Genomic DNA, 14,108 nt, shown 5'->3' with positions numbered 1-14,108 from the left:
CGAACGCCATCAATGGCTTTGTCATGCCTATTACCTGATGGACAATCACGAAGAGGGCACACTCTACTTACCTGTGAGAGTAAGGCTACATTTTGTGAGTCCGAATATTTCTTTCTTGGATCACTCATCCTTGATTCACTTCCATAGTAAGTGACACTGCCTCGAAGTTATAACAATAGTATTAGGCAGAAAGTTCCCGTGTTATAACACGAAAAACGTCCCCCTAACACGATTTACCCGTAAAGACGCTCTGCTCTGTACAGCCTTTAAACATTATGGTTCGGGGGTTTTGTCGCCGCTCGCCCTCTGTGCAAATACTGAACGTCAATTAAGTGGATGTCCTTTTTTTATCCTCCTTTTTTTATCCATACACAAGTTAAGCGACGCAGTTTTTGTCGTGTGGATACTTTTGTAGGTCCTTATCTATTTTTTTAGTAACCAAGGAATCAAAAGGTCGTAGTATTTGATTTTTTCAGTCTGCTTTTTAATTAATCTCACCGTTGATTGCCAAACCTTGGATTGTCGCGGTTTGAAATCCACACCTAGTCGAATAACCCAGATGTCACAATTGGACGAAGATATTTCTGAATCCGATGGGTTGGTTCAGTCGAGAAAAAAGCTATTACAAGGTCACGATCAGGCGATACATAGAGACCTTGAGTGTTCAAACCGGATTTGAAGAAATCTCCGTCCTCAAAGATGGCGTCCCATTGGCGTGCCGCCGTTCTGACCGCTTCCTCACCAAGCCGAGCCATAAAACGCTGTCCCGAACCAGCATTTCCTCCCAGATAAAAATCACGTGTACGCGGAGTGTTCTGAATTCTGTCAAGCATCGCGGGTGACACGATCCGTTCGGTAGATACCTTTCTCCAGCTTGGCGTATAAAGGATTCCCACACGTGCGAGGTCTCGCAGGTTGGACGAGGCCGGCCCATGAACGATTGCGATCCCGTCTGGCGAGAGGTGCATTTGCAAGGGGCCTTCTACACCCATCTTAGACCAAACGCGGTCTTCGAAGAAATCCGACCAACTTTTACCCGAGACGGCTTCCACCAAAAAAACCAGCGATTGTGTGGTCGCAGAAGAGTAGATGTAGCTCTGACCAGGCTTTTCGACGGACTTAGCGTCCACCATTACCTCGAGCATGTATTCAATTTTGCCATTCGTCTCTTCTCCAAGTTCCGCTCTGAACATGCGTGACGTCACTGAGGATGGATCTGCAAATTGCTCGGCAGAATCCCGAGCATCCAGACCTGCTGCCATATCCATGGCATCGACAACCTTGATGTGTTCCCAGGCTGAACCTTTGAATTCGGGAATATAATAGCCAAGCGTTCTGGACTCATCGATCAAACCATCATCTATCAACAGCCCAACGACCATAGAGGCCAGCACCTTCGTTGTAGAGGCCCAAAAGTGTGCATCGAGTTCATGCATCCCCGGATAGGATTCATAGGCGACCCGACCTTTGTGAACCACGATGAAGCCTTGGGCAAAACTTTTCGGGTGATTCAAGTAGTCGTTTAAGGTCATGCGGCCAAGATCCGTCTCAACACTGATTTTTCCTATCTCTGGTAACCGCGCCGTTGGTAATTTCATGATTGGCTGACGGCGCAGGAGTATCGCGGTCTTGTTCGTCTGCGAGGCATGGGAATGATACCAAAGTGCAGCAGGCTTACCGGTGGTTAGGTCGGAAACGCTGAAGGTGCGGATGTAATCCAGAGTTTCCTTAGCCGACCAACCATCAAAAACTTTCTGAACAGGGGTGGATTTCTGTGCCTGGCATAACGATGATGAAACCATTAGTGTTGCGGCGGTAAGTAGTAAAGTGATTATTTTCATGTGTTTCCAGCTAAAGTTTTTCAGCAACATCTCTATTACGTACACCATCAAGTAAACTCATCTCGACAGCCGTTGCTTTAAGCTCTTGAGAGTATTGCCATGTGCGGCGGGAATTGTTGTATTTTGCCATTGGACACCTTTACCTTAGTTAGGTTCTGGTGTCCGTTAAACCGGGGGAAGTTCAGTCTCTGCACACTCAGCGGCATTCCCGAAGTTGTTGTAGCGGAGGCAAGTAGTGATGCTTCAGCGGTAGTTGCTTAACCAGTAATTGCTGGCACTAGTACACACCTCTTTAGCGTTTGCCATGTATCTTTATGCTCTAACGAATACCCCTGTACCGGAGAAAATACATCAACGGGGTGAAGAATTCTATTTGTAATATATCGCGAACGAACCACCTATAAACACGTTACGCGCACGCAGACGCTAACATTAAAACGAAATAGTAAAGCCCAAATGGCGTGCTAAATACAGAAAGAAACAATAGGTGCCAGTGCTATCGCCAGTAATGCGAGCAGTGCCGCCAGCCCCACTAGCATACGTCTACGGCTTTCTATGCCCAGCGCGTAAGACGCGGTTTTGCCAGCCACTAAAGACACGATCCACTTCCAGTGCAACACCACATGAAAAGCAATAACGCTAAGAAACACCAAAGCTAACCAGAAGTGAATATCGCCCCAATCGTGGCGATTAAGGCCCCAGATATTCAGCCAGCCGCCGGTTCGCGGTGGTAGTTGGTATTTCATTATTACACCGGTAGACAGCAGGAATACGAAGCACGCAAACGCAATGATATCGGTGATGAAGTTGATTTTGACTTTTTTCATGGTTCACCTCTAGGGGTGAAGGTGGGAGTAAAGCCAGTTTACGCCTCCTCGTTTCTGAACCGAATAAGCGTGAGTTATTCTCGGGGGGTTAGCCGTAACTTGTGGTTATCTTGGTCGATTTGAAAGTGAAATTTGCTCAGTACATTCATCCCTAGCAACCCGTGCACCCCCTCACCTAGGTCGGCTGTCTGTACCGCAAGACGTACATTTTCGAGGCTATAACCACCAAACTGGAGTTGATCGACCTGTACGATTCGGCCCCGTACCAAGCCATTGGCGGTATTGAACATGGCCCAGCCGTGGTCTTGCCAGCCGGTTGAGGACACCATGCGCGAAAAAGTATCGACGGTAATCATGGTGATGGTGGCACCGGTATCTAACAGCAACGTGGCCTGATTTTCACGGTTAATACCAATATCAATGAGATAGTGGCCTTTCGCCGGTTTCATGGTGATAGAGGATTGAAACGCTGGCGAGTTACTGGCACTTAGTGCGTATTCACCGTCTTTTTCATATTGGGCTTTAAGCTCCTCTACGCGCTGGCGCCAGCCGGCATTTATTTGCGCCAACTCGTCTAATACCAAATAGCCAACCTGTTCATTTTGTTGCATTAATAGCAATTCGGCGTAGCGAAATTGTTGTGTGTGGGTAGCGAGGTCTAGTTCATCTAGCTGGGCAAAAAAACCTGTCAGTTCGTGCCATTTATTGCGGTTCATCCAGTCTTTTTCGCGGGCGAAAATAAAGTCCTGTAAATCGCTGTGGACTTTATTCTGGGCGAAAGACGAATGCGCGTGAGCGTAGGCCTGTATGTAGGTTTGCAGTGCCTCACCGTGATAACCCAGCACGCGACTGTATCGCGCAACCAACAGTAAGACATCAATATCGCTGTAATTGAATTGCAACCACATACCCGCTAGTTCAGAGAAGAGTTCGGTTTCACCATTGTCGAGACGCCGCGATAAGAAATCTATCACTACCGCACGCCAGCTTTGCTGTTCTTTAACGGCCAGCTCTGTGCCTTGCTCTAAATACAGGTTCATTGCGGCATCAAATTTATGTTGGTGCAGCAATGCCGTGAACTTGTTTAGTAATTCTTCGGCTTTGGTTTTGCTCTGACCCTCTGCGCCTAGCTGTTTTTGGCTATCCGTTTTGTACTGTGGAATAGCCGGAACATTGGCCATTCGTTCTTCGGCGGGCGGGGGCGTAGGTGCGTTGGTCAGTTTTGGGTGTATACGTGCGGAATCGCTGAGTGCGGGTGGTGACGGGTGATTTGCGGTTGGCTCCGATGGGCTTTTGGACACCAGCCCATGGCTAAACCAACCGAGTGAAAAAGCCACAGTTATTGCAATATAAAAGCGGGCTTTGTCGAACATAGGTTGTCCTGCGTTCCGGTTATTTTTGGCTTAGCATGTCTATAACAGGGCCGATTTGTGGCTCTACGCCGCGCCACAATCGAAACGACTCGGCGGCCTGTCCAACCAGCATACCAATACCATCACTGTATTTGGATACCCCCATATCGGTGGCAAAGCGCAGAAATTCTGTTGGCTCGTCGCTATACATCATATCGTACACAAGGGTATCTTCGGTAAAGCAGCCGAAGTGTACGGGGGGTACCTCACCGGTAAAACCGGCCGAAGTGCCGTTGATAATGAGGTCGAATGGTTCCGCTGGCAGGTTGTTATAACTGTAACCTTCTAGTACGCCATGGCTACCAAATATTCGAGCCAATTCTTCAGCTTTGGTTTTGGTTCGGTTGGCAATCACAACCTTGGCAGGCTTTTCCTGTAGCAAGGGCAACAACACACCCCGCACTGCTCCACCCGCACCGAGTATTAATACCCGCTTGCCTTCTATTGCCCAGCCCAAGCGCTGAGTAATGTCGTGCACCATACCTACGCCATCGGTGTTGTCGCCAATAACCTGACCATCCTCCATACGAGCCAAGGTATTAACGGCACCGGCAATACGCGCGCGATCGGTTAACAGGTTGGCGAATTCGCAGGCATCCTGCTTGAATGGAACCGTTACGTTGGCGCCAACACCGCCCTCTTCAAAAAATTTTGTAGCGGCTTCCACGAATGCATCTAGCTCTACTAATTGCCGGGTGTATTCCAGGGCCTGCTGGGTTTGCTCGGCAAAGGCCTGATGAATTTGTGGCGATTTAGACTGATCGATGGGGTTGCCAAAAACACAGTAGCGATCGGCGGTAGTTTTTGTGCTGTTCAATCCAGCCACTCCTTTGGTTTTAGAAAGTTTTGATAAAGGTCGGCTTCTGCGCTGCCCTCTTCGGGGTGCCAGTTGTAGTCCCAGCGTACCAACGGTGGTAAAGACATCAGTATGGATTCTGTTCGGCCACCGGTTTGCAAACCAAACAGGGTGCCGCGATCGTACACCAGATTAAATTCTACGTAGCGACCTCGGCGGTATAACTGGAAATCGCGTTCGCGCTCCCCCCAAGGTGTGTTTTTTCTGCGCTCAATAATGGGTAGGTAGGCCGCTGCGTAGCTGTCGCCCACGGCACGCATAAAAGCGAAACTTTTATCAAAACCCCAAGCGTTGAGGTCGTCGAAAAACAATCCGCCAATACCACGCGGTTCTTCCCGGTGCTTTATATAAAAATAGTCGTCGCACCACTTTTTGTACTGCGGGTAAACATCATCACCAAAAGCTTCGCAGGCTGATTTTGCCGTTTGGTGCCAGTGGGTACAATCCTGAGTATTACCGTAATAGGGGGTAAGGTCGTAGCCGCCACCAAACCACCACACTGGCTCTGCGCCTTCTTTTTCAGCGATAAAGAATCTTACGTTGGCATGGCTGGTAGGTACATAGGGGTTGCGCGGATGAATCACTAACGAAACACCCATGGCTTCAAAACGTCGCCCGGCGAGTTCGGGCCTGTGTGCGGTTGCCGATACCGGTAGCTGTGAACCCATAACATGTGAAAAGTTAACACCACCTTTTTCTATGACCGCCCCATCGGTAAAAACCCGAGAGCGACCGCCACCACCTTCGGCTCGTTGCCATTGGTCTTCGACAAAGCTTTTGTCACCACCATCTACTGCAGCAAGGTCTGCACATAGGCGATTTTGTAGATCCTGTAGGTAGGCTTTTACTGCGGCTTTATCCGGCGCGGCCATGGAGAGTTCCCTGTTCCTTATTTTTCTTCTTGTTCTTCTTATAGTTTAGTCGCGTAATATCGCGCCTGTCACTAAATCGCGAATTTGTGACGGTGCTCGATTTGCCCCTACTTGGCCTGGCCCAAATTCAACGCCGCTACGGCCAAAATATCGCCGCGCCATGGTGCTATTGCGCGCGGGCAGCTTACCTTGCGGATTGGCAGACGTGGAGACAATTGGTCCACCGAACGCTTCACAAAGCGCCTTTACCACAGGGTGCGCACTAACGCGGACAGCAATACTAGCATGGCTGCCGGTTAGGTTTCCGGGTAGTAGATTACGATGCGGAATGAGCCATGTAACGTGCCCCGGCCAGCTGGCTGTCAGTTGCTCTATTTGGCTTTGCGGGAGACCTTCCAACAACCAATCAATTTGCTCAATGGAGGCGGCAACCATTATTAGGCCCTTGTTCGCACTTCGACCTTTAAGCTCGAAAATGCGTTCTACGCCATATCGGTTGAAGGGGTCGCAACCGAGGCCCCAAACAGCCTCGGTTGGATAAGCAATAACACCACCGCCATTAAGCTTACTCACACAGCGTGCAATGCCGGGGTGATATCGATAGTTCAAAACCGTGGTCAACTATCGATTCTTCAGTTTTTCCTGCAGTGCTGCATCTTTGGCCTGCACGGCTTTAGCGTTTTCTGCACGCTCAGCTATCAGTTTTTGGTGCATGTCTGCATCGCCAACACCGATAATTTGTGCAGCAAGATACGCGGCGTTTTTCGCACCGGCTTTACCAATAGCGACTGTCGCAACGGGAATACCACCGGGCATTTGTACCGTAGACAGCAGCGCATCCAAACCATCCAAAGAACCGTTAATGGGTACGCCAATCACCGGCTTAAGCGTGGTAGCCGATACGGCGCCCGCCAAGTGGGCAGCCATGCCAGCGGCACAGATAAAGGCTGCGCAACCGCGCTTGTCGGCATCTACAACAAAGTCGTGTGTAGCCTGAGGCGTGCGGTGAGCCGAAGTCACTTTCGCTTCGAATTCAATACCGAGCTTGGTTAGTACATCAAAAGAACCTTCCATAATGGGCAGGTCAGAATCGGATCCCATCAAAATAGCGACAAAAGGTTTACTCATAGTAGGCTTCTCCAAAAAATAGCAATCGACGGGCTATCTTACGACAGCACAGTGTTTTTGGCTTAACAGGGGGAAATCAGCGACCACTGATTGATCAAAAAATAAGGGCGGCAAAGGTACTCTAATTGGAATTAAAGGACAAGCCCGTTGCGGTAGTGCGTGCATCGTGGCGAATGCGCATATACCCAGTGCCGATGTTCGCCACCATGCCTTTTAACTCCAGCGTAAGCAGGCACGCCATAACATCACCAACCGGAAGGTTTGTGCGCTCGGTGAGCGCATCGATGGCTGTGGGTTCATAGCCCAACTGCTGGAGGACGATATCTTCGTGCTCAGTTGCCACCATTTCGCCGACGATACCTCGCGTATCTGGCACTTTGTCGAGATTTAGCTGCTCCCACTTTAGCTGCAGGAAGCCGTTGAGCTCGGCCACTATATCTTCGGCACTCTCCACCAGTTTGGCGCCGTCTTTTATCAAGCTGTGGCAACCACGAGCCAAGGGGTTGTGAATGGAGCCAGGAATAGCAAAGAGTTCACGGTTCTGCTGTAAAGCATAGCGCGCGGTAATTAACGAACCGCTACGAACGGCAGCCTCTACCACTAAGGTGCCATAGCTTAAACCACTGATAATACGATTGCGCTGCGGAAAGTTTGCCGGTTGCGCGGAGGTACCTAAAGGGAATTCACTGACTAAGGCGCCGCCGTTGGCCACAATCTGGTCGGCGATCTGCTTGTTGCGTTGGGGGTAAACTTGGTCGATACCGGTACCCAACACAGCTATGGTCTTGCCCTGACAGGCTAATGCTCCCTGATGAGCAGCGGCATCAATACCAAGAGCCAAGCCACTGGTAATGGTAAACCCGGCAGATGCCAGGGATTTACTGAACTCGAATGCTGAACCACGACCGGAGGGCGAAGGGTTGCGGCTACCCACAACGGCAACCTGAGGAAAAGACAACTGCGTTACATCACCCGCCACATAGAGCAGCGGTGGTGGGCGCTTTATTTCGCGCAACAATTCCGGGTAGTGCTCATCATCGGTGTCGATCACCTGCACTTCGTGCTGCTCAGCCCACGCGAGGTCGGCGCGTATTTTACGCACCAGCGCACAATCTTCACCGGCGTGCTGAAATTCACGCAGTAGCTGACGGGCTTCTTCAGAAAATATATCGGCAAAGGTATCGGGGGGGGATTCGAGCACAGAAGACAAACTGGGCGACCGCTCCATAAGCTTCCAATAGCTAGCAGCGCCAACGCCGGGCAGTTGTTGAAAAAGGAGTTTCTGTTCGACAGCACTTAACATAGCACGCAATTCCATCCCTGAATTAGGCTGAGATCTGTTACGAAATTGTAATAAACACCAATTGTACCTGCCAAAGTGTGGGAATTAAACAGCACACGGTTTGACCACAAGCCCACTGGAAGGCTAGCAAGGGCGCAGTGGTGTGTCACCCCTTGCTTTGGAATAAAACCTATACTCTTCAGGCTAATGGAATATAACCTGCCGTCAGGCTGTGCCTATGGGTTTTGCACGTAATCCGAAACGGAAATACCGCGGTAGGCTTCCAATACCAGCCCGAGGCTTACTTTATCAAACACACGGAATACCATAAGCACACCCGCACGCTCGTCGGGCAAGAGAACGCTCTCGCCGGTTACGCGGTCACGAATTTTACCGCCGCGCTTATAAATAGCCATGACGGTGCCAGGTGCTATGCCTTCACGCTCGCCACGATTAATCACAACCACGTCCAAATTACCGACCTGATGAAGGCCTTTTTCAACGGCAAGAATAACGCCTTTCACTTCGCTTTCCGGCGCCGATGGGTAAAAAGTGGACTCAATTGCACGCTCTTCATGGCGTAGCATTCGGTCGCCAGCACGAATTTCTTCGGTTGAACGCACCACTTTCAGGGTACTGATATCGCGCTCACTAGTCATCAATTCTGCGGTGCCCATATCTTCAGCGAGAACACCCAGTTTTTCGCCAGTATCAGGGTCAACAAAGGATTCACCTCGGCGATAAACGCCGTAAACACGAGAACCCTCTTCGAAAGTACCGCGTGCGTAGAGTCGGTCGCCCGCACCCACAATTAAGTGTTCATCCATACCCGCCAGCACATAGGGGGCGCCTTCCAGCTGATCGTCGGTAACCATTCGGCTGCGCGAAAGAAAGGCGTTAATGGCATCTAGCGGTATGGTTTCAATCGCTTCTTCCTGTGAAAGAACACGAGCTTTTGGCGAAAGTTTGAAGACGCGGCCAGAGGTATCTAGCGTAAGGCGAGGCTTGCCATCCATATAAATAAGGCGGATAAGATCGCCCGGATATATAAGGTGGGGGTTGGAGATTTGGGCATTTACGTGCCAAATTTCAGGCCACATCCACGGGTTCTTGAGAAAACTACCGGCGATATCCCAGAGGGTATCACCCTTCACCACGGTGTGGGTGGCCGGTACTGTTTCGTGAAGTTCCGGCTCTTCGGCATGGGTTATCGCAGGGATTTGCGCTGTAACCAGAGCAAGAGCAGCGAGCAAGCCTGAAAAGTGCTTTTTCATTTCAAGAATCCTGTTCAATTTGACACTTAAAGGCATTCGCCAGCTTATGCGGTAACCGCATTTAAGGGCTCGAATAGTGCCAAAGTGGTCAATGTTCGCCCACAAAAGGATGTTTCCCGTTTGTGGCAGCAAAAACATGGGCTTACCGTTATAATAGCCAATGAACCCCGCACAGTCGCAAAGTGTGTGTGTTAGGCCTTGCGACTGACGTTAAAAAAACAGTATAACTCCTGTTTGATCATAATGTTAGCAGCGAAAGTTAGCTAGTTACTAGAAGTTTGTCACGCAATGGCATTGTTACACATATTAGAATTTCCCGATCCGCGACTGCGCACTGTCGCCAAACCTGTCGAAAATGTCGATGACCGCGTTCGTACGTTAATCGACGATATGCTCGAAACGATGTATGAGGCTCCGGGCATTGGCCTTGCTGCCACCCAAATTAACGTCCACGAGCAGATTATTGTTATCGATACCAGCGAGAACAGTGACGAGCCTTTAGTCTTTATCAACCCAAAGGTCGAGGTGCTCGACGAAACTAAGTTCGATTACGAAGAAGGCTGCTTGTCTGTACCCGGCTTTTACGAAGAGGTTACACGTCCACAGCATGTCCGTGTTACCGCGCTCGATCGCAACGGTAAAACCTTTACCTGCGAACCCGAAGGCTTACTTGCGGTGTGTATTCAACACGAAATAGACCACCTGCAGGGCAAGCTATTTGTTGACTATGTGTCGAACATTAAGCGTCAGCGCATTCGTAAAAAACTCGAAAAACAGCAGCGCGCGCGCGCCTAATATACCGCCCTCTACCCCCAGGACATCCGCTTGAAAATTCTTTTTGCCGGTACGCCCGAGTTTGCCGCCCGTCATTTGCGGGCATTACTCGACAGCGAACATGAATTGCTCGCCGTATACACTCAGCCCGATCGCCCAAAGGGGCGAGGGAAAAAGCTCGCGGCCAGCCCGGTAAAAGAGCTTGCTGTTGCGGCAGGCTTACCCGTATTACAACCACAATCGTTGAAATCCGAAGAGGCCCAACAGGCATTGGCCGCCTTCAACGCCGATATAATGATTGTAGTCGCCTATGGTTTGATTTTACCTAAAGCCGTTCTCGACGCCCCTCAATATGGCTGTCTTAATGTCCACGGCTCTGTACTGCCGCGTTGGCGCGGCGCAGCCCCCATTCAGAGGGCCATTGAAACCGGAGACCAACGTTCCGGCGTGACCATAATGCAAATGGACGCCGGTTTGGATACCGGTGACATGCTGCTGGTAAGTGAGTGCGAGATTAGCGCTAACGAGAATGCCGCCAGCCTGCACGATAAACTCGCCGAACTAGGCCCACCGGCGCTGCTAACAACACTGGAGCAAGTAGCCAGCCAAACCCTTCAACCGCAAAAGCAGGATAATGCGCTAGCCACCTATGCCCACAAAATCGAAAAGGCCGAGGGTGAAATTCAGTGGCAGGAACCGGCCACACTCATTCAACGCAAGGTGAATGCCTTCAACCCTTTCCCTGTATGCTACACAATGCTCAACGGCGAACGCCTTAAAATTCACACCGCCCAGCTAAGCCAGATCAGTACCGACGCCGCACCCGGTACCGTATTAGTAGCAGACCGCCAGCACTTCCATGTTGCCTGCGGTGAGAATGTGCTAGTGGTAGAACGCCTGCAATTACCGGGGAAAAAAGCCATGAGCCTAGCCGAATTTGCCAACGGCCACAGCCAGCTGTGCCCGCCGGGCACTGTTCTTGGTAATGCTCTTGGTACTGTGCCCAAAACTGCGCCCGGAAAGGGAGAGTAGCCGGTGTCTGCCGATAACATTCGCGTTCTGGCGGCACGCACCTTGGCACCGGTTATCGCCAAGGGCCAGTCATTAACGCCGCTATTTGATGCCGCAATAGAAAAAGTGAGCGAGCGCGATAAGGGGCTTTTTCAAACCCTCTGTTTTGGTACGCTGCGCCAGTACCACCAGCTTTCTGCCATTACCGAGCGGCTGCTCGACAAACCCCTACGCAATAAAGACGCCGATATCCAAGCCCTCGTCTTGCTTGGCCTGTACCAACTGATTCATCTGCGCACCCCCGACCACGCCGCCATTTCCGAAACCGTTAGCGCCTGTAAACCCCTGAGAAAGCTCTGGGCAGGTAAGCTGGTAAACGGGCTTCTACGTAATTTTTTACGCAATCGCGACGAAATCGAAGCACAGCTGCAGAATTCAGATGCCTACCAATACAGCCACCCGGCTTGGTTTATTGGCAAACTCAAAAAGGCCTGGCCCGACACCTACATTCAAACGCTGCACGCTAATAATCAGCAACCACCGGTATGTTTACGCGTCAACCAGCAACAATGTACTCGAGAAAATTACGCAAAACTTCTCGAAAATGCAGGCATAAGTTTTGATCTGCTTGAAACAGCTCCGAATGGCGTTCGCTTACAAACCCAGGTCGATGTACGCACTTTACCGGGTTTCGACGACGGCTGGTTTTCAGTACAAGATGAAGCCGCGCAGTTGTCCGCTGAGCTGTTAGATTTAAAACCGGGGCAACGGGTGCTGGATGCCTGTGCTGCCCCCGGAGGTAAAAGCTGTCATATTCTTGAAAAAGAAGCCAAAATTCGCGAACTTGTGTGTATAGAGCAGGAAAGTGCACGAATGGAGCGCGTAGAACAAAACCTGCTACGCCTACAATTGGGGCAAAACGTCACCCTTAAGGTGTCTGATGCTAACGATCTGAACAACTGGTGGGACGGACAAGTCTTTGACCGCATTCTACTGGATGCACCCTGCTCGGCAACCGGCGTGATTCGGCGACACCCGGATATAAAACTACTGCGCCGACCAGATGATCTTGCTAAGCTTGGCGCGCTGCAGCTGCAGCTATTAGCGCAACTCTGGCAAGTACTGGCCCCCGGCGGGCTGCTGGTGTATGCCACCTGCTCGGTATTACCGGAAGAAAACGAGCGCATAGTGCAGGCCTTTCTCCAGCAAACAGCCAATGCTGAGCATCTAGCCATAGAAGCACCCTGGGGGGTGGCTCGACCGATTGGCCGACAATTGTTTCCTCAATTAAACGGTCACGACGGCTTCTACTACGCTCGCTTATATAAGGAAGCGTGTGCATAGCTTCTATAATGGACCATTATGAAAATCATTATTCTCGGTGCCGGACGTGTTGGTGGAACACTTGCCGCTAACCTGTCCAACGAAGCCAACGATATAACCGTTATCGACCGCAACGAGTCCTATTTGCGTGAGCTGCGCGACCGTATCGATATCGGTGTAGTGACCGGTCACGCCTCTCACCCCGAGGTATTGTTACGCGCAGGAATCGAAGATGCCGACATGCTGATTGCGGTTACCGGCGTAGACGAAACCAATATGGTCGCCTGCCAAATTGCCCACAGTCTGTTCCGCACTCCCACTAAAATTGCCCGTATTCGCTCACAGGAATATGCCAGTCACGAAGGCCTGTTCCACCCCGACGCCATTCCGGTCGATGTGATTATCAGCCCCGAGAAAATCGTTTCCGATTACCTCTACCGCTTGATCGAACAACCCGGCGCCCTGCAGGTATTGGATTTTGCCGACGGTGCCGTACAACTTGTAGCGGTAAAAGCCTTTTACGGTGGCCCGCTAGTAGGCCAGGAGCTGCGCTTTTTGCGTAAGCATATGCCCAACGTAGACACGCGGGTTGCGGCCATTTACCGGCGGAATCGCCCCATAACGCCTACCGGTTCGACGGTGATCGAAGCCGATGACGAAGTTTTCTTTATTGCAGCGCGTGCGGATATTCGTGCGGTAATGAGTGAACTGCGGCGCTTAGACCGCCCCTACAAACGTATCATTATTGCCGGAGGTGGCAATATTGGTCAGCGCTTGGCTGAGCAATTGGAAAATAACTATTCGGTTAAAGTGATCGAAAACAATAAGCAGCGAGCCCTCGAATTAACCGAAGCACTGTCGAACTCCATCGTCTTGCTGGGTAACTCTTCAGACCAAGAATTACTGCAGGAAGAGAATATCGAAGATATTGATGTTTTTCTCGCGGTTACCAATTCCGACGAAGCCAATATCATGTCGTCCATGCTCGCCAAACGCATGGGTGCACGCAAGGTTCTTACCCTGATCAGCAACGCAGCCTATGCCGACCTAGTGCAAGGCGGCGAGATAGATATTGCTATTTCGCCACAATTAGCGACCATAGGCACCCTTTTAACCCACGTTCGACGCGGAGATATTGTTAATGTTCACTCCCTACGACGCGGTGCCGCCGAAGCTATTGAGGTTATCGCCCACGGCGATTCAAAAACCTCACGCGTGGTTGGCCGCGCTATAGAAGATATCGACTTACCCGAAGGTGCCACCATCGGCGCCATAGTGCGGGAAATCGATGATTCACCGGATACCAGTAACATGCACAATGCCGAACTCGCACTCAGTGTTGCCTCTCGCTCACCGCAGACAGCCGTGCGCGAGGTAATCATCGCTCACGATGACGTTATTATTGAGTCGGAAGATCATGTAATCGTATTTCTAATCGACAAGCGCTACACCCGCGATATCGAACGTTTATTCCAAGTCGGGTTCACCTTTTTCTGATGAGTAGCCAG

General features: G+C 50.8%; 13 protein-coding genes. 4 read left to right on the top strand and 9 right to left on the bottom strand.

What is annotated here, in order from left to right:
- Window positions 1–542 precede the first annotated feature (542 nt).
- From H5336_RS11095 to H5336_RS11055, 9 genes are all read right to left on the bottom strand, one after another.
- On the bottom strand, window positions 543–1,841 hold the full coding sequence (locus H5336_RS11095; protein ID WP_185234167.1) for a serine hydrolase domain-containing protein: 1,299 nt from the start codon (window positions 1,839–1,841) through the stop codon (window positions 543–545).
- Between the two features lie 464 nt (window positions 1,842–2,305).
- Window positions 2,306–2,668, bottom strand: coding sequence for a DUF4405 domain-containing protein (locus H5336_RS11090; RefSeq protein WP_185234166.1), 363 nt, complete (start codon window positions 2,666–2,668; stop codon window positions 2,306–2,308).
- 74 nt (window positions 2,669–2,742) lie between these two features.
- A complete protein-coding gene (locus H5336_RS11085; protein ID WP_185234164.1) occupies window positions 2,743–4,041 on the bottom strand; it encodes a retropepsin-like aspartic protease family protein in 1,299 nt (432 codons plus the stop codon).
- A gap of 19 nt (window positions 4,042–4,060) precedes the next feature.
- On the bottom strand, window positions 4,061–4,897 hold the full coding sequence (gene aroE, locus H5336_RS11080; protein WP_185234161.1) for a shikimate dehydrogenase: 837 nt from the start codon (window positions 4,895–4,897) through the stop codon (window positions 4,061–4,063).
- Entirely contained in the window at window positions 4,894–5,808 is a 915-nt protein-coding gene (hemF, locus tag H5336_RS11075) for an oxygen-dependent coproporphyrinogen oxidase (RefSeq protein ID WP_185234159.1), read from the bottom strand. The genes aroE and hemF overlap by 4 nt, the downstream gene beginning before the upstream one ends.
- Before the next feature lie 45 nt (window positions 5,809–5,853).
- Window positions 5,854–6,417, bottom strand: a complete 564-nt coding sequence (gene tsaC / locus H5336_RS11070) for an L-threonylcarbamoyladenylate synthase type 1 TsaC (RefSeq protein ID WP_185235725.1) — start codon at window positions 6,415–6,417, stop codon at window positions 5,854–5,856.
- A gap of 12 nt (window positions 6,418–6,429) precedes the next feature.
- Entirely contained in the window at window positions 6,430–6,936 is a 507-nt protein-coding gene (gene purE, locus H5336_RS11065; protein WP_185234157.1) for a 5-(carboxyamino)imidazole ribonucleotide mutase, read from the bottom strand.
- Between the two features lie 121 nt (window positions 6,937–7,057).
- Entirely contained in the window at window positions 7,058–8,239 is a 1,182-nt protein-coding gene (gene dprA / locus H5336_RS11060; RefSeq protein ID WP_246439079.1) for a DNA-processing protein DprA, read from the bottom strand.
- A gap of 215 nt (window positions 8,240–8,454) precedes the next feature.
- Entirely contained in the window at window positions 8,455–9,492 is a 1,038-nt protein-coding gene (locus H5336_RS11055) for a LysM peptidoglycan-binding domain-containing protein (RefSeq protein ID WP_185234153.1), read from the bottom strand.
- 288 nt (window positions 9,493–9,780) lie between these two features.
- On the opposite strand from H5336_RS11055, the gene def reads away from it, so the two are divergent.
- The 4 genes from def to trkA are packed head-to-tail and all read left to right on the top strand — an operon-like array spanning window position 9,781 to window position 14,097.
- A complete protein-coding gene (gene def / locus H5336_RS11050; RefSeq protein WP_185234152.1) occupies window positions 9,781–10,287 on the top strand; it encodes a peptide deformylase in 507 nt (168 codons plus the stop codon).
- Window positions 10,288–10,311: 24 nt separating this feature from the next.
- On the top strand, window positions 10,312–11,298 hold the full coding sequence (gene fmt / locus H5336_RS11045) for a methionyl-tRNA formyltransferase (protein WP_185235724.1): 987 nt from the start codon (window positions 10,312–10,314) through the stop codon (window positions 11,296–11,298).
- A 3-nt stretch (window positions 11,299–11,301) separates the two neighbouring features.
- Window positions 11,302–12,621 carry a 16S rRNA (cytosine(967)-C(5))-methyltransferase RsmB gene (gene rsmB, locus H5336_RS11040; protein ID WP_185234151.1) on the top strand — a complete coding sequence of 440 codons (1,320 nt, stop codon included), beginning with the start codon at window positions 11,302–11,304 and terminating at the stop codon, window positions 12,619–12,621.
- An 18-nt stretch (window positions 12,622–12,639) separates the two neighbouring features.
- Window positions 12,640–14,097, top strand: coding sequence for a Trk system potassium transporter TrkA (gene trkA, locus H5336_RS11035; RefSeq protein WP_185234150.1), 1,458 nt, complete (start codon window positions 12,640–12,642; stop codon window positions 14,095–14,097).
- The last annotated feature ends 11 nt before the right edge of the window (window positions 14,098–14,108 follow it).

Origin of the sequence: Teredinibacter franksiae (assembly GCF_014218805.1) — a bacterium.
Classification (GTDB): Bacteria; Pseudomonadota; Gammaproteobacteria; order Pseudomonadales; family Cellvibrionaceae; genus Teredinibacter; species Teredinibacter franksiae.
The sequence above is the reverse complement of the archived record's forward strand: the minus strand, read 5'-3'. Positions and strand labels throughout refer to the sequence as shown.

What these genes read in the sequence shown, in the direction of transcription:
- H5336_RS11095 (WP_185234167.1), bottom strand. Translation starts at nt 1,841, where the DNA reads ATGAAAATAATCACTTTACTACTTACCGCCGCAACACTAATGGTTTCA.
- H5336_RS11085 (WP_185234164.1), bottom strand. Translation starts at nt 4,041, where the DNA reads ATGTTCGACAAAGCCCGCTTTTATATTGCAATAACTGTGGCTTTTTCA.
- def (WP_185234152.1), top strand. Translation starts at nt 9,781, where the DNA reads ATGGCATTGTTACACATATTAGAATTTCCCGATCCGCGACTGCGCACT.
- H5336_RS11090 (WP_185234166.1), bottom strand. Translation starts at nt 2,668, where the DNA reads ATGAAAAAAGTCAAAATCAACTTCATCACCGATATCATTGCGTTTGCG.
- hemF (WP_185234159.1), bottom strand. Translation starts at nt 5,808, where the DNA reads ATGGCCGCGCCGGATAAAGCCGCAGTAAAAGCCTACCTACAGGATCTA.
- H5336_RS11055 (WP_185234153.1), bottom strand. Translation starts at nt 9,492, where the DNA reads ATGAAAAAGCACTTTTCAGGCTTGCTCGCTGCTCTTGCTCTGGTTACA.
- dprA (WP_246439079.1), bottom strand. Translation starts at nt 8,239, where the DNA reads ATGTTAAGTGCTGTCGAACAGAAACTCCTTTTTCAACAACTGCCCGGC.
- purE (WP_185234157.1), bottom strand. Translation starts at nt 6,936, where the DNA reads ATGAGTAAACCTTTTGTCGCTATTTTGATGGGATCCGATTCTGACCTG.
- trkA (WP_185234150.1), top strand. Translation starts at nt 12,640, where the DNA reads ATGAAAATCATTATTCTCGGTGCCGGACGTGTTGGTGGAACACTTGCC.